23 protein-coding genes are annotated in these 21,521 nt (G+C 70.3%); 12 read left to right on the top strand and 11 right to left on the bottom strand.

Annotated elements, in window-relative coordinates; genetic code table 11:
* The 4 genes from H9I49_RS20500 to aat form a co-directional block, all read left to right on the top strand.
* Nucleotides 1-362: glycerate kinase (locus H9I49_RS20500; protein ID WP_188032214.1), on the top strand; the 362-nt coding region annotated here is incomplete at its 5' end.
* Nucleotides 363-490: 128 nt separating this feature from the next.
* Nucleotides 491-868, top strand: a complete 378-nt coding sequence (erpA, locus tag H9I49_RS20495; RefSeq protein ID WP_188032213.1) for an iron-sulfur cluster insertion protein ErpA — start codon at nt 491-493, stop codon at nt 866-868.
* Between the two features lie 73 nt (nt 869-941).
* Nucleotides 942-1,928, top strand: a complete 987-nt coding sequence (locus H9I49_RS20490) for a carbohydrate kinase family protein (RefSeq protein ID WP_188032212.1) — start codon at nt 942-944, stop codon at nt 1,926-1,928.
* A 73-nt stretch (nt 1,929-2,001) separates the two neighbouring features.
* Complete coding sequence (gene aat / locus H9I49_RS20485; RefSeq protein WP_188032211.1) at nt 2,002-2,676, top strand: leucyl/phenylalanyl-tRNA--protein transferase; 675 nt, start codon at nt 2,002-2,004, stop codon at nt 2,674-2,676.
* Here aat and H9I49_RS20480 read toward each other — a convergent pair.
* Complete coding sequence (locus H9I49_RS20480; protein ID WP_188032210.1) at nt 2,645-2,932, bottom strand: sulfurtransferase TusA family protein; 288 nt, start codon at nt 2,930-2,932, stop codon at nt 2,645-2,647. The genes aat and H9I49_RS20480 overlap by 32 nt on opposite strands.
* Nucleotides 2,929-4,143 carry a cysteine desulfurase family protein gene (locus H9I49_RS20475; protein ID WP_370587679.1) on the bottom strand — a complete coding sequence of 405 codons (1,215 nt, stop codon included), beginning with the start codon at nt 4,141-4,143 and terminating at the stop codon, nt 2,929-2,931. The genes H9I49_RS20480 and H9I49_RS20475 overlap by 4 nt, the downstream gene beginning before the upstream one ends.
* Before the next feature lie 145 nt (nt 4,144-4,288).
* Here H9I49_RS20475 and coxB point away from each other — a divergent pair, with 145 nt between their 5' ends.
* Genes coxB through H9I49_RS20460 form a run of 3 tightly spaced genes read left to right on the top strand, consistent with a single transcriptional unit; the run spans nt 4,289 to nt 7,400 of the window.
* On the top strand, nt 4,289-5,230 hold the full coding sequence (gene coxB, locus H9I49_RS20470) for a cytochrome c oxidase subunit II (protein ID WP_370587678.1): 942 nt from the start codon (nt 4,289-4,291) through the stop codon (nt 5,228-5,230).
* Nucleotides 5,227-6,993 (top strand): cytochrome c oxidase subunit I, encoded by a 1,767-nt coding sequence (gene ctaD / locus H9I49_RS20465; RefSeq protein ID WP_188032209.1) that lies wholly within the window; start codon nt 5,227-5,229, stop codon nt 6,991-6,993. Before coxB ends, ctaD begins: the two co-directional genes overlap by 4 nt.
* 5 nt (nt 6,994-6,998) lie before the next feature.
* Entirely contained in the window at nt 6,999-7,400 is a 402-nt protein-coding gene (locus H9I49_RS20460; RefSeq protein WP_188032208.1) for a cytochrome c oxidase subunit 4, read from the top strand.
* Nucleotides 7,401-7,493: 93 nt separating this feature from the next.
* Here H9I49_RS20460 and H9I49_RS20455 read toward each other — a convergent pair whose 3' ends face one another.
* The 6 genes from H9I49_RS20455 to H9I49_RS20430 all read right to left on the bottom strand — a co-directional run bounded on the left by H9I49_RS20455 (nt 7,494) and on the right by H9I49_RS20430 (nt 13,560).
* On the bottom strand, nt 7,494-8,351 hold the full coding sequence (locus tag H9I49_RS20455; RefSeq protein ID WP_188032207.1) for an NAD(P)-dependent oxidoreductase: 858 nt from the start codon (nt 8,349-8,351) through the stop codon (nt 7,494-7,496).
* A gap of 281 nt (nt 8,352-8,632) precedes the next feature.
* On the bottom strand, nt 8,633-8,986 hold the full coding sequence (locus H9I49_RS20450) for a metallopeptidase family protein (protein WP_188032206.1): 354 nt from the start codon (nt 8,984-8,986) through the stop codon (nt 8,633-8,635).
* 115 nt (nt 8,987-9,101) lie between these two features.
* The gene (locus H9I49_RS20445) at nt 9,102-10,862 is read right to left on the bottom strand and encodes a ubiquinol-cytochrome c reductase cytochrome b subunit (RefSeq protein WP_188032205.1); all 1,761 of its coding nucleotides are present in this window, start codon (nt 10,860-10,862) and stop codon (nt 9,102-9,104) included.
* Nucleotides 10,859-11,968 (bottom strand): ubiquinol-cytochrome c reductase iron-sulfur subunit, encoded by a 1,110-nt coding sequence (locus tag H9I49_RS20440; RefSeq protein ID WP_188032204.1) that lies wholly within the window; start codon nt 11,966-11,968, stop codon nt 10,859-10,861. Before H9I49_RS20440 ends, H9I49_RS20445 begins: the two co-directional genes overlap by 4 nt.
* 49 nt (nt 11,969-12,017) lie before the next feature.
* Nucleotides 12,018-12,827: a c-type cytochrome gene (locus H9I49_RS20435; RefSeq protein ID WP_188032203.1), complete on the bottom strand. Its 810-nt coding sequence runs from the start codon at nt 12,825-12,827 to the stop codon at nt 12,018-12,020.
* Between the two features lie 70 nt (nt 12,828-12,897).
* Entirely contained in the window at nt 12,898-13,560 is a 663-nt protein-coding gene (locus tag H9I49_RS20430) for a heme-copper oxidase subunit III (RefSeq protein WP_188032202.1), read from the bottom strand.
* Nucleotides 13,561-13,790: 230 nt separating this feature from the next.
* On the opposite strand from H9I49_RS20430, the gene H9I49_RS20425 reads away from it, so the two are divergent.
* From H9I49_RS20425 to H9I49_RS20415, 3 genes are all read left to right on the top strand, one after another.
* Nucleotides 13,791-14,261: a response regulator transcription factor gene (locus H9I49_RS20425; RefSeq protein ID WP_188032201.1), complete on the top strand. Its 471-nt coding sequence runs from the start codon at nt 13,791-13,793 to the stop codon at nt 14,259-14,261.
* A gap of 3 nt (nt 14,262-14,264) precedes the next feature.
* On the top strand, nt 14,265-15,314 hold the full coding sequence (trpD, locus tag H9I49_RS20420) for an anthranilate phosphoribosyltransferase (protein ID WP_188032200.1): 1,050 nt from the start codon (nt 14,265-14,267) through the stop codon (nt 15,312-15,314).
* Nucleotides 15,315-15,383: 69 nt separating this feature from the next.
* Entirely contained in the window at nt 15,384-15,575 is a 192-nt protein-coding gene (locus H9I49_RS20415) for a hypothetical protein (protein WP_188032199.1), read from the top strand.
* Nucleotides 15,576-15,578: 3 nt separating this feature from the next.
* On the opposite strand, the gene H9I49_RS20410 is transcribed toward H9I49_RS20415, so the two are convergent.
* Both H9I49_RS20410 and H9I49_RS20405 read right to left on the bottom strand, forming a co-directional pair.
* Nucleotides 15,579-15,863, bottom strand: coding sequence for an Lrp/AsnC ligand binding domain-containing protein (locus tag H9I49_RS20410; protein ID WP_188032198.1), 285 nt, complete (start codon nt 15,861-15,863; stop codon nt 15,579-15,581).
* A 30-nt stretch (nt 15,864-15,893) separates the two neighbouring features.
* Nucleotides 15,894-17,672 carry a DEDD exonuclease domain-containing protein gene (locus H9I49_RS20405; protein ID WP_188032197.1) on the bottom strand — a complete coding sequence of 593 codons (1,779 nt, stop codon included), beginning with the start codon at nt 17,670-17,672 and terminating at the stop codon, nt 15,894-15,896.
* A 238-nt stretch (nt 17,673-17,910) separates the two neighbouring features.
* Between H9I49_RS20405 and H9I49_RS20400 the strand changes: the two genes are divergently transcribed.
* Together H9I49_RS20400 and H9I49_RS20395 are read left to right on the top strand one after the other, a co-directional pair.
* The gene (locus tag H9I49_RS20400) at nt 17,911-18,180 is read left to right on the top strand and encodes a hypothetical protein (RefSeq protein WP_188032196.1); all 270 of its coding nucleotides are present in this window, start codon (nt 17,911-17,913) and stop codon (nt 18,178-18,180) included.
* Between the two features lie 28 nt (nt 18,181-18,208).
* Nucleotides 18,209-19,573 (top strand): hypothetical protein, encoded by a 1,365-nt coding sequence (locus H9I49_RS20395; protein ID WP_188032195.1) that lies wholly within the window; start codon nt 18,209-18,211, stop codon nt 19,571-19,573.
* A gap of 46 nt (nt 19,574-19,619) precedes the next feature.
* On the opposite strand, the gene H9I49_RS20390 is transcribed toward H9I49_RS20395, so the two are convergent.
* A complete protein-coding gene (locus tag H9I49_RS20390) occupies nt 19,620-21,410 on the bottom strand; it encodes an AMP-dependent synthetase/ligase (protein WP_188032194.1) in 1,791 nt (596 codons plus the stop codon).
* Between the last annotated feature and the right edge of the window lie 111 nt (nt 21,411-21,521).

Genomic DNA, 21,521 nt, shown 5'->3' with positions numbered 1-21,521 from the left:
ACCTGCTCGGTGGGCGCCGGGTCTCCGGCGTCGACGCCGTCATCGCCGCCGTCGGCTTCACCGATCTGGTCGCCTCCGCGGACCTCGTCGTGACGGGCGAGGGGAGCTTCGACTGGCAGTCCCTGCGCGGCAAGGTCGTCGTCGGGGTCGCCGAGGCCGCCGGGCGGGTCGGGGTGCCGGCCATCGCCGTGCCCGGCCAGTCACTCGTCGGGCGCCGGGAGGCGATGGCGGCCGGTCTCTCCGGGGTGTATGCCGTCGCCGAACGTCCCGACCAGGTGGCAGCCGCCCTCGCTGACCCCGCCTCCCGCCTGGCCGACCGCACGGCACGGGTGGCACGCACGTGGTCGCCGTCCACATCGTGAGCCGTGGTACAGCCGCAGGATGCACGGATCGGCACGGGCTCGACGTATCCTTGAGGCGCCGGGAACACATCCGGCGAAGCATGGGTTGTCACTCCTGACCCATGCTCCACGACGTGAAGGACCAACACATGAGTGTCGAGACGAACGCATCTCCCGCCGAGCTTCAGACCGAGGCTCCCGCCCACGGTGTCGTCCTGACGGATGTCGCGGCGACCAAGGTCAAGAGCCTGCTCGAGCAGGAGGGTCGCGATGACCTCCGCCTCCGTGTGGGCGTGCAGCCCGGCGGCTGTTCCGGCCTGATCTACCAGCTCTACTTCGACGAGCGCACCCTCGACGGCGACCTCGTGCGCGACTTCGACGGTGTCGAGGTCGTCGTCGACCGGATGAGCAGCCCCTACCTCGAGGGCGCCACCATCGACTTCGCCGACACGATCGAGAAGCAGGGCTTCACCATCGACAACCCCAACGCCGGCAGCAGCTGCGCCTGCGGCGACTCCTTCAGCTGAGCCGCACCGCCCCCGAGCACCCACGAAGGGCCCGACCGCCACGGTCGGGCCCTTCGTCGTCTAGGTTCTCAGTGTGCAGATCGCTATCACCGGGTCCATCGCGACCGACCACCTGATGACCTTCGACGGGCTCTTCGCCGACTCGCTCGTGGTCGAGCAGCTCGACAAGATCTCGTTGTCGTTCCTCACCGAGGACCTTCAGGTCCGGCGAGGCGGGGTGGCCGCGAACATCGCGTTCGGCATGGCCAACCTCGGTCAGCGGCCGCTGCTCGTCGGGGCCGTCGGGGAGGACTTCACCGACTACCGCAGCTGGCTGGAGCGCCACGGCGTCGACTGCGCAGGCGTGCACTACTCCGAGTCACAGCACACGGCTCGCTTCATCTGCACGACCGACCGCGACATGGCGCAGATCGCGACCTTCTACGCCGGCGCGATGACCGAGGCACGGGACATCGAGCTCGGGCCCGTGGCACAGCGGGTCGGCGGCCTCGACCTCGTCGTGGTCGGGGCCAACGACCCCGAGGCGATGCTGCGCCACTCCGACGAGTGCCGCTCGCGGGGGATTTCCTTCGCCGCCGACCCCTCGCAGCAGCTCGCGTTCTGCGACGGTCCGACCATCGCGCGGCTCATCGAGGGAGCCGAGTACCTCTTCACCAACGAGTACGAGAGTCACCTCACCTGCCAGAAGACCGGCTGGAGCGAGGAGCAGCTCGCCGATGCCGTCCGGGTGCAGGTCACGACCCGGGGCAAGGACGGCGTCGTCGTCCGGGTCAGGGGCGAGGAGCCCGTCGAGGTCGGCATCGCCCGTGAGGTGCGCAAGGCGGACCCGACCGGCGTCGGCGACGCCTTCCGCGCCGGGTTCCTCACCGGTCTCGCCACCGGCCTTCCCGTGCGCCGGTGCGCAGAGCTCGGATCGATGCTCGCCACCTACGTCATCGAGACGGTCGGCACCCAGGAGTACGTCCTCGGCAAGGCCCGTTTCCTCGAACGGCTCGCAGAGGCCTACGGCCCCGAGTCGGCCGACGAGATCGGTCCTCACGTCACGTGCCCACGGCCGTGACGCCGTCATCGACCGGGTCCGCCTGACGGCGGACGACGAGACGCCGAAACCGCCCGAGACCCGCGAGCCGACCGTGCCGACGCCGCCGCAGCCGACCCCCTGGGACTTCGCGCTCGACCGCGTGCCGCCGGGGGAGGACCTCATCGGCATCGGTGCCGACCTGGAGGTCGCGACCCTCTACGAGGCGTACTCCATCGGTGTCTTCCCGATGGGCATCGGTGACCACGGCAGCGAGCCGATCGGGTGGTGGTCGCCCGACCCGCGGGGCATCCTGCGCCCGCGTGAGCTGCGGGTCAGCCGGTCCCTGGGCAAGGCCGTCGCCCACTTCGAGATCCGGGTCGACACCGTCTTCCGCGAGGTCGTCGAGGCGTGCGCGTCGCCCGACCGCGAGGGCCGCTGGATCACGCCGCAGATCGTCGACGCGTACGTCGAGCTGCACCGGGCCGGCTGGGCGCACTCCGTGGAGACGTGGCAGCACGGCGAGCTGGTGGGCGGCCTCTACGGCGTCGCCATCGGCGGGCTCTTCGCCGGCGAGTCGATGTTCCACCACACGCGCGACGCCTCGAAGGTCGCGCTCGTCGGCCTGTGCGACCTGCTCCTCGCCGACGGCGACCCCCGCCGTCTCGTCGACGTCCAGTGGCAGACGCCGCACCTGGCGACGCTGGGGGTCCGCGAGGTGCCGCGCGAGGAGTACCTGGCGACCCTGCCGACCGTGCTCAGCGCTCCGCTGCCGGCGTGCTGGGCCTGAGCACCTCGACGACGTATGCCGTGTGGTCACCCTCGTCGCGCGCCTCGACGAAGCGGTGCCCGCGCATGCGGCACCAGGCCGGGATGTCGTGCGCCGCGGCCGGGTCGGTGGCGAGCACCGTGACGGCGCGGACGTCCGGCTCGTCCTGGACCAGCCGGGCCAGCCGGATGACCGGGAGAGGACAGCGCTCGCCGCGGGCGTCGACGACCGCGTCACGGTTCGCGGCTGGGCCGAATTCTGGTGCCTCGCCGCTCACAGGTCGCCCACCCCGAGCTGGTCGCGGACGGCCCGGATCGTCGGCGTGATGGCGGCGGTGAACGCGGCGACGTCGCCGGCCACCCCGGGGGACACGGCAGGTAGCGGCAGCGTCACCCGCACGTTGCCGTGCGTCAGTACGCCCATGGCCGCGAGGACATGGCTCGGCTCGAGGGTGCTGGAGGTGCAGGCGGAGCCGCTCGCCACGGCGAAGCCGGCCTCGTCGAAGGCGCCGACGACCGCCTCGCCGTCGACGTAGAGGCTCGAGAAGGTGACGACGTGAGGGAGACGGTCGACCGGGTCACCCACCACCTCGGTGTCGGGGACCGCCACCGCAGCCGTCCGGATGTCGTCGACGAGGGAGCGGGCCAGGGTCGCGTCCGCCTCGCGCACGGCGGAGGTCTGCTGCCACGCCTCAGCGGCGGCGAGGGCCAGGGGCACCCACGGGGTGACGTCGGTGCGGCCCTGTTCGATGTCGGCGCGCGAGTCGGACCAGTGCCAGCGCACGCCCTCACGCACGACGAGCACGCCGAGCGGGGGGCCGCCCCACGAGCGTGCGTCGCCGACGAGGACGTCCCAGTCGGCCGGCACGTCGTCGCGCCCGAGCGAGGCCATGGCGTCGACGACGAGAGGTACGCCCTGGGCGGCCGCGGCCGCCCGGGCAGGGCCGAGGGGCTGCCTGGTGCCGACCTCCCCGTTGGCGCTCTGCAGGAGCGCGACGACGGTGCCGGGGCGTCCGAGGGCTCCGCGCCACGCGTCGAGGTCGACTCGACCCGTCGCGTCCACCGCCACCTCGTCGAGCAGGTCTGTGTCGTCGGCCGCAGCGGCCCGGGCCCGGGCAGGCACGAGCACCGCGGAGTGCTCGACCGCGGAGGCCACGGTGCGCGCACCGCGCCGGCGGGCGGCATACAGCACGCCGTCCACGGCCCGGGCCAGCGCGGTGGGACCGCTGGGCAGCAGACTGACCTCGCCCGGGCGCACACCGAGCCCCGCTGCCAGGACCTCTCGCGAGCGGTCCAGCAGGGCGCGCGCCCGGCGGCCCTCGGCATGCAGTCGAGCAGGGTCAGCCCAGCCCACCTCGAGCGCTGCGAGCAGGGTGTCGCGGGCCACCGGGTGGAGGGGCCCGGCGGACGCGTCGAGCAGGCGCCGGGAGGCCGACGCGGCGGCCGGCACACGGGGTCCACCACTCGTGCCGGGATCGTGAGTGACCACCCCGCAACGTTAGCCGCCCCCTGCGGACAGTGTGACGAGCGGGACGGTAGGGTTGCGCCGTGGGCTTTGCGGCCCCCGACGGTTTGACGTGAACACGTTCGACGCGCGCAGCGCGCGCCCACGTACGGAACGAAAGGTGCACCTGGTGCCTGAGCACGAAGACACCCCAGCTGCGACGCCCCTCGCGTCGCCGGTGGTGACGCAGGTGGTGACGGAGACCGGGCGACGACGCCGGGCAGTCCGCGTCGGCGCAGTCGCTGCTCTCGCAGCCTTCGCCCTGAGCGGGTGCGCCTACCAGGCGTCGGACGGCTTCCTGCCGCCTGTGGTCTCCGACAGCGGCCAGCGGGTCTCCGACCTGTGGATCGGCAGCTGGATCGCGACCTTGGGCGTCGGTGCCATCACGTGGGGCCTGATGCTCTACGCCGCCATCCGGTTCCGCAAGCGCAAGGGTGACGAGACGCTCCCGGTCCAGCTGCGCTACAACGTGCCGATGGAGCTGCTCTACACCGTCATCCCGGTGTTCATGGTGGCCGTCTTCTTCTACTACACGGCGCGTGACGAGGCGGCCCTCGTCGACACGAGCACGAAGAAGGACCTCACGGTCAGCGTCGTCGCCAAGCAGTGGAGCTGGGACTTCAACTACGTCGACTCCGACGTGCACGAGAGCGGGGTGCACACCGAGCTCGACGGCTCCGAGGGCAAGCGGGCCCAGATGCCGGTCCTCTACCTTCCGGTCAACAAGCGCGTCGAGTTCGTCCTCAACGCCCGTGACGTCATCCACAGCTTCTGGGTGCCGGCGTTCATGATGAAGATGGACATCCTCCCGGGCAAGACCAACAAGTTCCAGCTGACGCCGACCCAGGTCGGCACCTTCCAGGGCAAGTGCGCCGAGCTCTGCGGCGCCTACCACTCGCAGATGCTCTTCATGGTCAAGGTCGTCCCGCAGGCGGAGTACGACCAGGAGATGGCGCGCCTCGCCTCCATCGGCCAGAAGGGACTCATCCCCGTCGACGTGAGCCGCGAGAAGATGGTCCAGGCCGACATCGACAAGATCCCCGCAGCCGCCCGCACTGGGAGCAACCAATGACCTCCACCACGTACAACCGTGAGGCACAGACCCCGGGCCTGACCGTCGCCCGACCGCGGCTGGCCAAGGGCCAGACGTTCGTGAAGTGGGTGACGACGACCGACCACAAGGTCATCGGCAACCTGTACTTCATCACGTCGTTCGTCTTCTTCCTGCTCGGCGGGATCATGGCGCTGCTCATCCGCGCCGAGCTCCTCGCGCCCGGGCTGCAGGTCGTCGACAACCCCGACCAGTACAACCAGCTGTTCACGATGCACGGCACGATCATGCTGCTGCTGTTCGCGACGCCGCTCTTCGCCGGGTTCGCCAACGCCGTGATGCCGCTGCAGATCGGTGCGCCCGACGTGGCGTTCCCGCGCCTCAACATGTTCGCGTACTGGCTCTACCTCTTCGGCGGGCTCATCGCGACGGCGGGCTTCCTCACGCCGCAGGGCGCGGCCGCGTTCGGCTGGTTCGCCTACGCGCCGCTCTCCGACGTCAGCTACACCCCGGGCCTCGGTGGTGACCTCTGGGTCTTCGGCCTCGCGTTCGCCGGTTTCGGCACGATCCTCGGCGCCGTCAACTTCATCACGACGATCATCTGCATGCGCGCTCCCGGCATGACGATGTTCCGGATGCCGATCTTCACCTGGACGGTGCTGATCACCGCGCTGCTCGCGATCCTCGTCTTCCCGATCCTGGCCGCCGCGCTCTTCGCGCTCGGTGGTGACCGCCGCTTCGGCATGCACATCTTCGACGCCGAGAACGGCGGGGCGATGCTGTGGCAGCACCTCTTCTGGTTCTTCGGGCACCCGGAGGTCTACATCATCGCGCTGCCGTTCTTCGGCATCATCAGCGAGGTCCTCCCGGTCTTCTCGCGCAAGCCGATCTTCGGCTACAAGACCCTGGTCTTCGCCACGATCGCCATCGCGGCCCTCTCGGCGAGCGTGTGGGCACACCACATGTACGTCACCGGGCAGGTGCTCCTACCGTTCTTCGCGGTCATGACGATGCTCATCGCCGTGCCCACCGGTGTGAAGTTCTTCAACTGGATCGGCACGATGTGGGGCGGCAAGGTCGTCATGGCCACGCCGATGCTGTGGGCGATGGGCTTCCTCGCCACGTTCCTCTTCGGCGGCCTGACCGGCATCATCCTGTCCAGCCCGGCCCTCGACTTCCACCTGTCCGACAGCTACTTCGTCGTCGCGCACTTCCACTACACCGTGTTCGGCACCGTGGTCTTCGCGATGTTCGCCGGCTACTACTTCTGGTGGCCCAAGCTGACCGGCCGGATGCTCGACGAGACGCTCGGCAAGATCCACTTCTGGATGCTGTTCATCGGCTTCCACATGACGTTCCTCATCCAGCACTGGCTCGGTGTCGAGGGCATGGCCCGTCGCTACGCCGACTACCTGCCGGAGGAGGGCTTCCAGCTCGCGAACATCGTCTCGAGCGTCGGCGCCTTCCTGCTCGGCGCGTCGATGATCCCGTTCGCCTACAACGTCTGGAAGACGTGGCGCAGCGCGCCCCTCGTCGAGTCCGACGACCCGTGGGGCTACGGCGCCTCTCTCGAGTGGGCGACCTCCTGCCCGCCGCCGCGCCACAACTTCACGTCGCTGCCCCGCATCCGGTCCGAACGCCCGGCGTTCGACCTGCACCACCCCGAGGCCGCGGCCGGCGTCGCCCCCGTCGCCGACCAGAGCACCCTCGTCCAGGTCATGGGGCCGGCCGACGTCGGCGCACCCGCGAAGACCCCCACCGGCTCCGAGAAGCGTGAGGACTGACCCCGATGCGCGTCGAGACCAAGCTCTTCCTGTACCTGTTCGTCTTCTTCGTGCCCGTCACGCTCATCTACGGCTTCTGGTCGAAGTGGCAGGAGCCCATCGGCGTCACGGCGCTGGTCCTGACGGCCATGCTCTTCGCACTCAGCGGGTTCTACCTCTGGATGACGGGCAAGAAGCTGCCGCTGCGCCCCGAGGACAACGCGGCCGGTGAGATCGAGGACGCCGAGGGCAACTACGGCTACTTCGTGGCCAGCTCGTGGACCCCACTCTGGCTCGCAGGTGCCGGCGCCCTGATGTTCGCGGGCCTCGCCATCGGCTGGTGGCTCTTCATCATCGGCGCGTCCCTCGGCGTCGTCGCGGTCTGCCTCTGGGTGTTCGAGTCCTTCTCGGGCGAGTACTCCATCTGACCGGTTGGTCCGCTGACCACCGTGAAGGGCCCCCGGTCGACGACCGGGGCCCTTCACGCTCTCCTGCCGGCTCGCCGGCGCCCCTGGCCGTCGTCAGGCCGGGAGTCCCTGGCGCCAGCCGTGGCGCGGCTGGAAGCCGATGACCCTCTTGGCCCGGGCATTCGAGAGCAGGGTCTCGTGGCCCTCTGGCGCACCTCGCACCTCGACGTCCGGGAAGACCTCCGCCAGCAGGTCGGCGGAGAGCCGCTCCATGATCGTGTCGTCGCCGGCGATGATGAGGTTGACCGAGCCGGTCGTGTCGGCCTCCAGAGCGTTGCGGCACGAGGCAGCCGCGTCACGCACGTCGATGTAGCCCCAGAGGTTCCACATGCGCTCGCGAGGGTCGGCCTGGAAGGACGGGACCCGTCGGTAGTCCTCGTCGGTGAAGATGTTCGAGAAGCGTAGCCCCACGAAGGGGATGCCGCTCCACGCGCTGATGTGCTCGGCCATCGTCTCCGTCATCACCTTGGACAACGCATACGTGGACTCGGGGTGCGGGTAGTGGTCCTCGTCGACCGGCGCGTAGCGCGGGGGAGTGTCCGGACCGAAGGCAAGGCCGAGAGTGGTCTCGCTCGACGCCCACACGACCTTCCGGAGCCCCAGGGACCTGGCGGTGAGGAAGACGTGGGCGTTCATCGTCGTGTTCGTGGTGAGCGTGAGCGCTGCGGGCCGCAGCCCGGGAGCCGGGATGTTGGCCAGGTGCACGACGGCGTCCGCCCCCTCCAGGACGTCCAGAACCTGTCCGTGGTCGAGGAGGTCTGCCCTCAGGTATGCGGTGCCGAGCCCCTCTGGCTCCGGTGTCAGGTCCGTCGCGGTCACTCGGTAGCCGTGCTCGAGGAGCTCGGCCACGGCGGCCCGGCCGGCCTTGCCGGCGGCTCCGGTCACGACGATGTGCTCAGGTGCGGTGGTCATGCCGGCACCCTAACCGTCCCAGGACGATTCGACGGACAGGCGGAGGACATGCGAAGGGGAAGGCCACGTGGGCCTTCCCCTCCATCCGATCCGGCCGTCACGGCCCGAGCGGCTCGCAGTGCGATCGTGTGGGAGAGAACATCGACTAGCACCTCCATCCGATCGGTTGACGGTCTTTCGACCGTAGACCCGGCCGGGATCGGCGTAAAGATCCTGCCCACCCGGAACGGACAAACTGTCCCGGGTGCGAGACGCGCCTGCTGCCCCGGCTCAGGGTGGTGTCAGCCCCACCCGAGCTCGTGCAGGTGCTCGTCGTCGATGCCGAAGTGGTGGGCGATCTCGTGGACGACGGTGATGGCGATCTCGTCGCGCAGCTGCTCGGGGGTGTCGCACAGGCGCTCCAGGGGACCCTGGAAGATCGTGATGCGATCAGGGAGCGCGCCGGCGTCCCACCACGAGTCGCGTTCGGTCAGGGGAGTGCCGTCGTAGACGCCGAGGAGGTCGGGGTCGTCGGGGGGAGGCTCTTGCTCGACGAGGACGACGACATTGGTCATCGCCTGCACCAGCTCGGGCGGGATCGAGTCGAGGGCCTCGCCGACGGCGTCCTCGAACTCCGCGTCGGACAGGTGGTGCATGCAGTGAGTCTGTCACGACCACCCGAACCGGCCGCGCGCAGCAGACGAAGAGAGGGACCGCCCGGACAGGCGGTCCCTCTCTTGTCACTGCGGTGGGCGTGGGCCCGGGCTGATCTCAGTCGCGCTGCCGGTCCGCCTTGATCGTCTCCCGCTCCTGGCCGACGCCCGCGGGCTCGATCGCCTCGTGCGGGGCGGCCGGCTCGGCGTGGGCCTCGTGCGCGTGGTGCGCGGCCTCGAGCTCCGTGGGAGTGGGCGGGGCGACGCGGTCACGGAAGTAGAAGTTCGAGAACTTCGCGCGGATCCGCTCCTTGCGCGCGACCGGGCTGTCGACACCGTTGGCGTCCTTGGCCGCCGTGAGCTGCAGCGGCTCGAGAGACTCGTGCTGGACGAGCACCCAGCGCTCCTCCGGGGTGAGCGGCGCGTGGATCTCCTCGAACCGACCGTCGGCGTAACGCCAGATCGTGCCGGTCTCGCGGCCGTGGAGCACCTTCTGGCGGTCCGCCCGCTGGAGGCTGAGGCAGATCCGCTTCGTGATCCAGAACGCGATGGGCGGGCCGATGAAGAACAGCACGCGCAGCGACTGGGTGATGTCGTTGATGGACAGGTGCAGCTTGATCGCCATGAGGTCGTTGCCTGCGGCGAAGAAGAGCACGACGTACATCGTGATGCCGGCGACACCGATCGCGGTGCGGGTCGCGTTGTTGCGCGGGCGGTCGAGCAGGTGGTGCTCGCGCTTGTCACCGGTGACCCAGGCCTCCAGGAACGGGTAGGCGCCGATGATGCCCCACATGATGGGCAGCAGCAGGATCGAGCCGGGGAAGATGTTCATGCTCCACGTGAAGCCGAACGTCTCGAACTCGAGGAAGCCGGGCAGCAGGCGCAGGGCACCGTCGGCGAAGCCCATGTACCAGTCGGGCTGGGAGCCCGCCGTGATGGGCGACGGGTCGTAGGGGCCGTACGCCCAGATCGGGTTGATGGTGACGACCGCCGAGATGAGCGCGATGACACCGAAGACGATGAAGAAGAAGCCGCCGGCCTTGGCGATGTACACCGGCATGAGCGGGTAGCCGACGACGTTGTTGTTCGTCCGGCCCGGGCCGGGGAACTGCGTGTGCTTGTGCAGGAACACGAGCAGGATGTGGGCCGTGAAGAGGCCCACGAGGATGGCCGGGATGAGCAGCACGTGCGCGGAGTAGAGGCGCGGGATGATCGCCTCACCGGGGAACGCGCCACCGAAGATGAAGTACGACATGTACGAGCCGATGACGGGGACCGACTGGACGAATCCGTTCATCGCCCGGATGCCGGTGCCCGAGAGCAGGTCGTCGGGGAGCGAGTATCCGGCGAAGCCCTCGATGCAGGCGAGCATCGACAGGATCGTGCCGAACACCCAGTTGATCTCGCGCGGCTTGCGGAAGGCGCCGGTGAAGAACACTCGCGCCATGTGCACGAAGACGGCCACGATGAACACCAGGGCGGCCCAGTGGTGGATCTGCCGGATGAGCAGGCCGCCACGGATGTCGAACGAGATCCCCAGGGTCGAGCGGTAGGCGTCGGACATCGTCACACCCTGGAGGGGGACGTACGAGCCGTCGTAGACGACCGGGCTGGCGCTCGGGATGAACCAGAAGGTCAGGAACGCACCGGTCAGCAGGCACACGATCATCGAGTACATCGCGATCTCGCCGAGCATGAACGACCAGTGGTCGGGGAAGACCTTCTTCGCGAGGAAGGAGACGCCCTTGGCGGCGCCGAGGCGGTCGTCCAGCCAGCCCGCGACACCACCGAGGGGCTTGCTGGCCGACGCGCGTTCGTCGGCCTGGCGGTCGCCGGCGCGTAGTGCGTCGGCGGGGCGAGTTTCGTTGACGGTGCTCATCGCGCACGCTCCCAGAAGCTCGGTCCCACGGGCTCGGCAAAGCCCTCGGGGGCGACGAGGTATCCCGCGTCGTCGACGGTGATCTTGAGTTGCGGCAGCGGCCGCTTGGCCGGGCCGAAGATGACTGCGCAGTCCTCGGTGAGGTCGAAGGTCGACTGGTGGCACGGGCAGAGCAGGTGGTGGGTCTGCTGCTCGTACAGGCCGACGGCGCAGCCGACGTGGGTGCAGATCTTGGAGTAGGCGACGACGCCGTCGACGCCCCAGTCCTTGGCCTTCTGCACCTTGATCAGGTCGGGGTCGAGGCGGATGAGGATGACCGCGGCCTTGGCCTTGGCCTCGAGGACGTGCTTGCCCTCGTCGAGATACTTCTGGAGCGTCTCCGGCATGACGTGGAAGACGGAGCCGGTCGTGACCTCGTCGAAGCGGATCGGGGTCATCTCCGGGTCACGCATGAGCCGGATCGGCTTGCCGCCGTTGTCCTTCGGGTCCCAGATCGTGTGCTTGAGCTCCTCGACCGTGACGGGCCCGAGCGAGCCGGCCACCTGGAGGCCGAGCGGGAGGGCGAAGAGGCCGAGCGCGCCGCCGAGGGAGTACTTGAGCAGCGGGCGTCGGGTCAGATGCGTGGAGTCGACGCCCTCGTTGACGACGGACACGGCCTTGGCGCGCTGCTCACCGGTGGACGCCTGCAGGTGGCGCTCCTCGACGATCTCCTCGTCGGACATGAGCGTCTTGGCCCAGTGCACGGCGCCGATGCCGATGAGGAAGATCGAGAACCCGAGCGACAGGCCGAGGATGACGTTCTGCGTCTTCGCGCGGCCGATACCCGGGAAGAAGAACGTCGCCTCGTCGGAGACGGCGAAGTAGCTGACCACGAAGACGAGCGCGGCGAGCATCGACAGGGCGAACATCGTGGCGACCTGGCGCTCGGCGCGCTTGGCGGCTGCGGGGTCGTCGTCCGCGGCGCGGTGCACGTGAGGCGGAAGACCCGGGTTCTCGAACTGGTCGGTGTCCGTGATCAGCGATGCGGGCAGCAGGTCGTGGCCGTCGCCGGAGGCCGGGACGAGCGCGGTGCTCTTCCCGTGGTCCGTGGTCTCGTAGTCGTTCATCGGGTGGTGGTCCTGTCGTCGTTCGTGATCGGGACGATGCAGCGCGGGGTCATGCGGCCTTCTTGCCGAGCCAGACGGCGCATCCGATGAGGATGCCCAGGGCGAAGACCCAGGCGAACAGGCCCTCGGAGACGGGGCCGAGGTTGCCGAGCGTCAGGCCGCCGACGTTCGTCTCGTTCTCCTGAGCCTTGAGGTAGGAGATGACCTTCTGCTTCGCCTCGGGCGTCAGGTTGCTGTCGTTGAAGACGGGCATCGACTGGGGACCGGTGGCCATGGCCTCGTAGATGTGCTTCGGCGTCACGCCCTCGAGGGCCGGGGCGTACTTGCCGCGGGTCAGCGCGCCACCGGCGCCGGCGAAGTTGTGGCACATCGCGCAGTTGACGCGGAAGATCTCGCCGCCCTCGGCGATCGCCTTGTTGTTCTCCTCGGTGCCGGGCTTGATGACGGTGGTGTGCTCCGCGTCGGGGACCGACGGTCCGGGGCCCAGCGAGGCGACGAACGCGGCCAGGGCGGCGATCTGCTCGTCGTCGAACTTCACCTTGTTCTGGGGGGCTTGCACGTTGGGCCCGGCGAGCGGCATCCGGCCGGTGCCGACCTGGAAGTCGACCGCTGCGGCGCCGACACCCACGAGGGAGGGGCCGGACTTGGTGCCCTGCGCGCCCACGCCGTGACACGTGGCGCAGTTGGCGATGAAGAGGTCCTTGCCCTCGGCGACGGCGTCGGCCGCAGCGGTGGGCGCGGAGGCGTTGGCGTCCTTGGGAGCGAGGAAGGAGTAGGCCCCACCGGTCACGAGAAGGCCGAGCAGCAGCAGCACCGCGATCGCGGCGGGGTGTCGGCGTCGGGCGGCCAAGGCGTTCACTGTGGGGTCCTGTCGTCCATGGTGGTGGGGGTCGGGTGCAGCTGCGCGCTCATGCGTGGGGTCCGCGGGGTCAGCGCAGGATGTAGATGGTGGCGAAGAGGGCGATCCACACGACGTCGACGAAGTGCCAGTAGTACGACGTCACGACCGCGCCGGTGGCGTTGGCGTGCGTGTAGCGGCGGGTCGTGAACGTGCGGGCGATGATGAGCAGGAACGCGATGAGGCCTCCCGTGACGTGCAGGCCGTGGAAGCCGGTCGCCATGAAGAAGACGGAGCCGTACGCGTCAGAGCTCAGCGTGACGTTCTCGTGGACGAGCTCGGCGTACTCCATGACCTGCCCGGCGATGAAGAAGGCCCCGAAGAAGTAGGTCAGGACGTACCACTCGCGCATGCCCCAGCCCTTGATGTCCAGGAGCTTGCCGGTGCGGGCCTTCTGGCCCCGCTCGGCCTTCCAGACACCGAGCTGGCACCACACGGAGGAGACGACGAGCACGAGGCAGTTGACGCTCGCGAACGGCAGGTTCAGCTTCTCGGTCTGCTCCTGCCACAGGTCGCCGCGGACGGACCGGAGCTGGAAGTAGACGGCGAACAGACCCGCGAAGAACATGAGCTCGCTGGAGAGCCACACCATGGTGCCGACGGCAACCATGTTGGGGCGGGTCGCCGGCCCGTGGTGGGCCGGAGTCGCTACTGCGCTTGAAGGAACTGCCGATGCTGTCGCCACGTTGGACATTATTCCCACATTCCTGTCCGGCTGTGCGAGGGACCCCCCCGCTACAGGGCGGTTCCTCGCGCGGGTAGTAGAGGATTCGTGACCATTCCGACACGAACCCTGAACAGCCGTGCTCCCGGGCCGTCCGGGACAACCCTCCCACGGCCGGCTCCAGCCACCGTCCCACCCCTCGTCCCGCGGGTCGGGAGGTCGGTGCGGCGAGGGGGATCCAGCCCGGTAGCATCGCCGGCATGACCGCCTCGAACGACAGCGCAACGCAGGGCACGTCCACGGAGGTCGCGACGGCGACCGGGTCGGCCAAGCCGGTGGCGCGGGTCAGCGTCCTGCTCTACAGCGACGACTACACGACGCGTGACGCGGTGCGTGCCGCAGTCGGGCGTCGCCCCGCCAAGGACGTCGAGGTGGTCCGCTGGCACGAGTGCGCCACGGCCGACGCGGTCATCAGCTCGGTCGAGTCCGAGCGCTTCGACATCCTCGTGCTCGACGGAGAGGCAGCCAAGGTCGGCGGGCTCGGGCTGGCCCGCCAGCTGAAGAACGAGATCTTCGAGTGCCCGCCGATCGTCGTGCTCACCGGCCGCCCGCAGGACAGCTGGCTCGCCGCATGGTCGCAGGCCGACCTGGCCGTCCCGCACCCGCTCGACCCGATCGCGCTGACGTCGGCCATCGCCACGCTCGCGCGCTCGGGCGTGCCCACGGCCTGACGCATGGCGCCTGAGACGACGACCTGGCCCGCCCTCCTCAGCGACCTCATCGCAGGTCATGACCTCGACCGTGCGACGGCCGAGTGGGCGATGGCGCAGATCATGTCCGGGGAGGCGACCCCGTCGCAGGTCGCGGGCTTCCTCATCGGCCTGCGGGCCAAGGGCGAGAGCATCGAGGAGATGCGTGGTCTCGCCGAGCAGATGCTCGCGCACGCGCACCGCATCGAGGTGCCCGGGCCGAGCCTCGACATCGTCGGCACGGGCGGCGACCGGGCACACACGGTCAACATCTCGACGATGGCCTCGATGGTCGTCGCGGCCGCCGGGGTCCGCCTCGTCAAGCACGGCAACCGGGCGGCGTCGTCGTCCTCGGGATCGGCCGACGTCCTCGAGGCGCTCGGTGTCGACCTGTCGCTGACGCCCGAGCGGGTCGTGGAGGTCGCCAACGAGGCGGGCATCACCTTCTGCTTCGCGCAGACCTTCCACCCGTCGTTTCGGCACACGGCGGTGCCGCGGCGTGACCTGGGCATCGGCACCGCGTTCAACTTCCTGGGCCCGCTGACCAACCCGGCCCAGCCCACGTATGCCGCCGTGGGTTGTGCGGACGCCCGCATGGCCCCGCTGCTGGCGGGCGTCTTCGCCGACCGCGGCAAGGACGCGGCCGTCTTCCGAGGCGACGACGGCCTCGACGAGATCACGGTCTCGACGACGACCCACGTGTGGTGGGTGCGGGGCGGCACCGTGACCGAGCGGTCGGTCGACCCGACGCGCCTCGGGCTGGCTCTGCACCCCATCGAGGAGCTGCGCGGCGGCGACGCGGCACACAATGCCGGCGTCGTCCGTGACACGTTCTCGGGTGCCACCGGTGCGGTCCGCGACGCGGTCCTGCTCAACGCCGGCATCGCGCTGGCCCTCACCCGGCCCGACTCGGGCTCGTCAGAGGCCGACTTCGACGGAGACCTGCGCGCCGGGATGGACCTCGCCGCCGAGGCCGTCGACAGTGGCGCCGCGACGGCGCTCCTCGAGCGCTGGGTGGCTGCGACCCACCGCTGACCCCTGGCGGCAGCAGCCCCGGGCCGCCGGACACGTCCCGCCCAAGGACCCGGGGGCTAGCGTGAGTGGATGCGGTTCGTCATCGACATCGACCTGGACGCCGTCACCGGGAGCCCCGAGGAGGAGGTTGGGCGGATCCTGCGCTACTGGGCCGGTGCCCTCAAGCAGATGCAGCTCGGCGCGGGCACGGAGCTCGAGCTCATGGACTCGACGTACACCCCGGTCGGGCACCTTCGGGTGACCGACGCGGCGGCAGGGTGAGGACTACTCGCCCTCGAGCCCGAGGCTGAACGCCGCCTCGAGGTCATGCGACGAGTAGGTGCGGAACGCGATGTGCGTCGACGTGCCGACGATGCCCTCCACCTTGTTGAGCTGGTCGGCGATGACGTCGGCGAACTCGTCGTGCGCCTTGACCCGCACCATGGCGATGAGGTCGGCGTCGCCGGTCACGGAGTAGACCTCGGACACGGCAGGGATCTCGGCGATGGTCTCGGCGACCTCGGGGATCCGGTCGACCTCGCAGCTGATCATGACGATGGCGGTGATCACGAGGACACCCTAGCCGCACCGCTCCCGGTGCTAACCGGCGCGGCGCAGGCCGTCGCGCCGTCGCCGGCCGGGCTCGTGTCGAGCCTGGTTGGAGCCGGGCAGGTCACGGTCGAAGCCGACGACGTCGTGCGCCGAGGCCACGGCCGGCTCCAGCTCGCTGCGCACCGACCCTGCACCGCCGACCGGGCAGGTCCACGACCCGTCGAGCTCGACGATGCGCACGCCCGGCGCCTCGAGCCAGCGCAGCAGGATCTCGGTCTCCTCGATGAGGGCTGCCGGACGGTCGGGAGTCGGTGCGGGCACGACCTCGGCGGTGGCCTGCATGGCGTGCACGTAGGGCATCGGGTCGGCGCCGCGGGGGCTGACGGCGGTGCCGGCCAGCCGGCCGTGTCGGACCGTGACGAGCTCCCACCCGCCGACGTCGCTGCGGCGAGCGGCGACGATCTCGGGGGAGCGGGTGAGCGGAGCCAGACGCTGGGCCCTGGCGGCACCGCGGACGAGCTGCAGGAAGCGGTCGCGCACGCGTGCAGCGTCCTCGAAGCGCTCCTGCGACGCGAGGTCCTCGAGTCGGTTGCGGAGCAGCTCGGCGCTGGGCCGGGCGTCGCCGGTGAAGATCGCGCGGCACTCCGCGACGACGATGGCGTAGTCGCCCTCGGACTGCGCGCCCGTGCACGGCGCGCCGCACCGGCCCATGTCGGCCAGAGCGCACGCGGTGCCGCGTCCGGTGAGGCGGCCCGTGCACTGGCGCAGGGGGACGACCTCGTGGACCGCATCGATGGCGGCCTGGGCGGTGGCCCGCGACCGGAACGGCCCGATGTAGTGTGCGCCGTCGTCACGGACCTGCTTGACGATCGAGAGCCGGGGGAAACGCTCCTGGGTGAGCTTGACCCACATGGTCTTGCGGCCGTCCTTTGAGCGACGGTTGAAGCGTGGCTTGTGCTCGTCGATCAGGCGCAGCTCCCGCACCTGCGCCTCCAGGGAGGTCTGGCACACGACCGGGTGCACCGCGTGTGCGAGGCGCACCATCTCGGCCATCCGGCTGCGTTGCTCGGACGCCGTGAAGTACGTGCGCACGCGCGTGCGGATGTCGCGGCTCGTGCCGACGTAGAGAACGCGGTCGTTGCCGTCCTTGAAGAGGTAGACCCCGGGCGCGCTCGGCAGCGGGTCGGCGAGGAACCGCTTGCGCCGCTGCGCCGGTGTGACCCGGGAGCTGTAGCTGGACAGCTCCTCGAGCGTCTGCACGCCGAGGTTGCCGACCCGTTCGATGAGGCCGTGGAGGACGTCCACGGTCGCTCGGGCGTCGTGCAGCGCGCGGTGGTCGGGCGTCGTGGCGGAGCCGAACACCTGCGCGAGCGAGGCGAGCCGGTGGTTGGGCGACTCGTCGCGCACGACCAGCTGACGGGCCAGCTGGAGCGTGTCGAGGACGGGGAACCCCGGCCACGGCGCCCCGACACGGGCGGCGGCCGCCTTGAGGAAGCCGATGTCGAAGCCGGCGTTGTGCGCCACGAGGACGCTGCCGGTGGCGAACTCGAGGAAGGCCGGCAGCGCGGTCTCGATGCGCGGCGCGTCACCGACCATCGCGTCGGTGATGCCGGTGAGGACGGAGATGAACGCCGGGATGGGCTCGGCAGGGTTGACGAGGGTCTGGAACTCCCCGAGCACCTCGCCTCCGCGAACCTTGACGGCGCCGATCTCGGTGATGCCGCACTGGGCGGGGGCGCCACCCGTGGTCTCGAGATCCACGACGACGAACGTGACGTCGGCAAGGGGGGTGCCGAGGTCGTCGAACGTCGCCTGGATCGCTTGCATGGCCCGACGGTATGCCGCTGCGCCGACAATGCCTCGGAGGCGCGGCGGTGGGACCCCTTCTGCTGCAAGGCCTCTGCGGACGGCGGTAGTCGCGCCAGCCGTGGCGGCACTCCCGCCGACGGACGCCGGCGGGACGGTCCGGCAACCGCACCTGGCATGCAGGCCGCGGGCAGTGTCAGTGGGCGCACCTAGCGTCTTTCTCGACAGATCGCAACGAGAAGACGAAGGGTGGAACAGGATGATGCTCGTCGACTGCCAGACCTGCCCGGTGCGGGACGTCCACTGCTCGGAATGCATGGTGACCGCGCTGACAGCGATCCCGATGCGGCCGGGGTCGAGCGGGGGCGCCGTCGATGCCGTCACGGCTCCTCTGGACCGCGCCGAGCGGCGGGCCGTGTCCGCGCTCCTCGCCGCCGGGCTCGTCACGACGGCCACCGCCAATGCAGCCCGTGCCCAGCTCGACGACGTCGAGCGGGCGCCCGGGCACCGCGCCCGCCGGGCGGTCTGAGCCCCTCGCCGCGTGGCACGATGACGCGGTGTTCAGCCCGAGCCGCCGACCCGCCCTTGCGGCCTCCACCCTCCTCGCGGCCCTGATCGCGCTCCTGCCGAGCGCCTGCACCCGCGCCGTGGGCCCTCCCGACGCGGCGTCGGGAGGCGTCACGACCGGTGTCGGCACTGCTCCCGGCCCACCCGCCCCGACCGATGTGCCGACCGAGGTACCGCCCGAGGCGTGGGCGGCAGAGCGGGAGAGGGCTGTCACCGGTCTTCTGCGGGTAAGGGCTGAGACCGTGCAACGTGGCGATCGGGCGCAGTGGCTCGCCCCGCTCGCCGGAGCGTCGGACGACACTCTCCGCGCCGGACAGTCAGCCGTCTTCGACCGCATGTCCGCGATGGGCGTCGGCGCGGTGCGGCTCGTCGCAGCGCGAGAGACTACGGCACCGGTGCCTGCGGCTCCGGGCGCCGAGGTGGAGTGGGACGTCCGCGCGAGCCTGACCTACAGGCTTCGGGGATTCGACTCTAAGCCGCGATCCTTCGACCTCGACCTCACCTTCAAGGCCGGTCCGGCCGCGCCGACCCGGCTCGTCCTCACCGCGTCGGCACCGTCGGGACGTCCACAACCGTGGGATCTCCCTGGCCTGGTGGTGCGCCGTTCGACGAACGCGCTCGTCCTCGCCGTGGGCACACGCACCCGCGTCGACGAGGTCGCGCGCCGAGCTCGCACGGCAGCTGCGAGGGTGGCCGCCGTGTGGGGCAGTGCTCGCCCGGCAGTGTGGGTCGCACCGGCCACCGACGCCGACGCCGCACGCCTTCTCGGCCGGGCGACCGCCGACCTCGGCGGCGTGGCTGCTGCCACGGACGGCCCGCTCACGCCCGGCGAACGGGCCGGCGCAGACCGCATCGTCCTCGTCCCCGGCGCGTGGACGGCCCTGCGGCCGGCCGGCCGCGACGTCGTCATGACGCACGAGCTCACCCACGTCACCGTCAGGTCGGCGACGACCCGCGCCGTTCCGGTCTGGCTGTCGGAGGGCTTCGCCGAGCTTGTGGCCTATGCGTCGATCCACCTGCCCGAGTCGGCGATCGTGGCCCCCGCGCTCGAACGGGTCCGAGCCGGTGGGCTGCCGCACGCTCTTCCGGCCGACGCAGACTTCGAGCCGGGCACCCGCACCCTCCCGGCGGCATACGGCCTGTCCCTGCTGGCGCTGCGGACGCTCGCCGACGCGCATGGCACCCACGCAGTCGTGCGGCTCTACCGTGCGGCGGCCGGTGGGCTCGACGTGCCGACTTCACGGCTCGACGACCGCGAGGCAGCCGTCGACGCTGCCCTGCGCCAGCAGGTGGGCAGCACCCGCGCCGACCTCGTCGCCGACTGGCGGCAGCGGATTCGCGCACTGCTCCGCTGACGCGCGAGACACACCGCGCAACACCGGGCCGAGGCGCCCGGGCGGCTCAGGAGTAGAGCTTCTCGACCTCGTCGCCGAAGTCCTTCATGACGACGTTCCGCTTGAGCTTGAGGGACGGCGTCAGGTAGCCGTTGGCCTCCGTGAAGTCGCCCTGCAGCACCGTGAACTTGCGGATCGACTCGGCCTTGGAGACGGCGTCGTTGGCGCGGTCGACAGCGTCCTGCAGCGCCTCGAGCACCTTGGGGTGGGTGCGGGCCTGTTCGAGCGACACGTCCTCGACGCCGTGCGACCTGGCCCAGAGCGGCCACATCTCCTCGTCGAGGGTGATGAGCGCACCGATGAAGGGCTTCTGGTCGCCGACGACGATGCACTGGGACACCAGCGGGTGGGCGCGGAGGCGGTCCTCCAGCACGGCCGGAGCGACGTTCTTGCCACCCGCCGTCACGAGGATCTCCTTCTTTCGCCCGGTGATCCGAAGGTAGCCGTCGTCGTCCATCTCGCCGATGTCGCCGGTGTGGAACCAGCCGTCGGCGAGCGCGTCCGCGGTCGCGTCGGGGTTGCCGTGGTAGCTGCCGAAGACGCCGACACCCTTGAGCAGGATCTCGCCGTCGTCGGCGATGCGGATGCCGCACCCCGGCAGCGGGTAGCCGACCGTGCCGATCTTGACCTTGTCCGGGGTGTTGACCGCGATGGGCGCCGTCGTCTCGGTCAGGCCGTAGCCCTCGAGGATCAGCACGCCGATGCCTCGGTAGAAGTGGCCGAGGCGGGTGCCGAGCGGCGCTCCGCCCGACACGGCATACCGGACGTGGCCGCCCATGGCACCACGGAGCTTGGAGTACACGAGCCGGTCGAAGACGGCGTGCTGGACCCTGAGAGCCAGGCCCGGGCCGCCCGCATCGAGCGCCTCGCTGTACGCGATGGCGACGGTCGCGGCACGCAGGAAGATCTTGCCCTTGCCCTCGGCGGACGCCTTGGCCTCGGCCGAGTTGTAGATCTTCTCGAAGACCCGCGGGACCGCGAGCACGAAGGTGGGCTGGAACCCGGCGAAGTCGTCGAGCAGCGTCTTGATGTCGGCGGAATGGCCCATCCGCGCCTTGCCCGCGACGCACAGCACCTCGATGAAGCGCGCGAAGACGTGGGCGAGGGGGAGGAAGAGGAGCGTCGACGCGTTGTCGCTGAGGACCACCTGGCCCAGCTTCTCGATGGCGTTCTCGGCGAGGTCGAGGAAGTTGCCGTGGGTCAGCTCGCAACCCTTGGGGCGTCCTGTGGTGCCCGACGTGTAGATGATGGTGGCGAGCGAGCCCCGCTCGATGCCGTCGCGCCGCGCATCGAGGTCGGAGTCGGCGACCTCCCGGCCCCTGTCGCGGAGCGCGTCGAGCCCGCCTGCGTCGATGGTGATGACCTCGTGCAGCGACGGGAGGTCACCGCGGACCTGGTCGACGACGGCGCGGTGGGAGTCGGTCTCGACGACGGCGAACTGCGTGTCGGAGTCGGAGAGGATCCACTGGACCTGCTCGGCCGACGAGGTCTCGTAGATCGGGACGACGACGGCTCCGACGCTCCACGCCGCGAAGTCGACGAGCGTCCACTCGTAGCGCGTGCGCGACATCAGCGCGACCCGGTCGCCGGCCTCGACGCCCGTGGCGATGAGGCCCTTGGCCAGGGCTGCCACGTCGCCCGCGAACTGCGACCACGTGACGTGCGTCCAGCCGCCGGAGGGTGTCTTGCGCGAGAACGCGGTCTCGCCCGGGGCCTCGGCGGCATTGCGCACGGGGAGGCCCGCGAGGCTGCCCTCCGTGGTGGTGGGGGCAAGTGGTGCGACGACGTTGTCCTTCACTGACACTCCTGATGGCCGGGCCGGAACTGTGCTGCACCATACCGAGCGGTAACCCGCGAGGACCACGTCGCCATGATCACACGGGAGCCCCCGGCCGGGCGGTGGCCCACC

Source organism: Terrabacter sp. MAHUQ-38 (genome assembly GCF_014518425.1).
In the GTDB taxonomy this organism is placed as follows: Bacteria; Actinomycetota; Actinomycetes; order Actinomycetales; family Dermatophilaceae; genus Terrabacter.
The sequence above is the reverse complement of the archived record's forward strand: the minus strand, read 5'-3'. Positions and strand labels throughout refer to the sequence as shown.

Coding starts and splice junctions, on each gene's coding strand:
- erpA (WP_188032213.1), top strand. CDS start 491: ATGAGTGTCGAGACGAACGCATCTCCCGCCGAGCTTCAGACCGAGGCT.
- ctaD (WP_188032209.1), top strand. CDS start 5,227: ATGACCTCCACCACGTACAACCGTGAGGCACAGACCCCGGGCCTGACC.
- H9I49_RS20460 (WP_188032208.1), top strand. CDS start 6,999: ATGCGCGTCGAGACCAAGCTCTTCCTGTACCTGTTCGTCTTCTTCGTG.
- H9I49_RS20455 (WP_188032207.1), bottom strand. CDS start 8,351: ATGACCACCGCACCTGAGCACATCGTCGTGACCGGAGCCGCCGGCAAG.
- H9I49_RS20450 (WP_188032206.1), bottom strand. CDS start 8,986: ATGCACCACCTGTCCGACGCGGAGTTCGAGGACGCCGTCGGCGAGGCC.
- H9I49_RS20445 (WP_188032205.1), bottom strand. CDS start 10,862: ATGAGCACCGTCAACGAAACTCGCCCCGCCGACGCACTACGCGCCGGC.
- H9I49_RS20440 (WP_188032204.1), bottom strand. CDS start 11,968: ATGAACGACTACGAGACCACGGACCACGGGAAGAGCACCGCGCTCGTC.
- H9I49_RS20430 (WP_188032202.1), bottom strand. CDS start 13,560: ATGTCCAACGTGGCGACAGCATCGGCAGTTCCTTCAAGCGCAGTAGCG.
- H9I49_RS20425 (WP_188032201.1), top strand. CDS start 13,791: ATGACCGCCTCGAACGACAGCGCAACGCAGGGCACGTCCACGGAGGTC.
- trpD (WP_188032200.1), top strand. CDS start 14,265: ATGGCGCCTGAGACGACGACCTGGCCCGCCCTCCTCAGCGACCTCATC.
- H9I49_RS20415 (WP_188032199.1), top strand. CDS start 15,384: ATGCGGTTCGTCATCGACATCGACCTGGACGCCGTCACCGGGAGCCCC.
- H9I49_RS20405 (WP_188032197.1), bottom strand. CDS start 17,672: ATGCAAGCGATCCAGGCGACGTTCGACGACCTCGGCACCCCCCTTGCC.
- H9I49_RS20400 (WP_188032196.1), top strand. CDS start 17,911: ATGATGCTCGTCGACTGCCAGACCTGCCCGGTGCGGGACGTCCACTGC.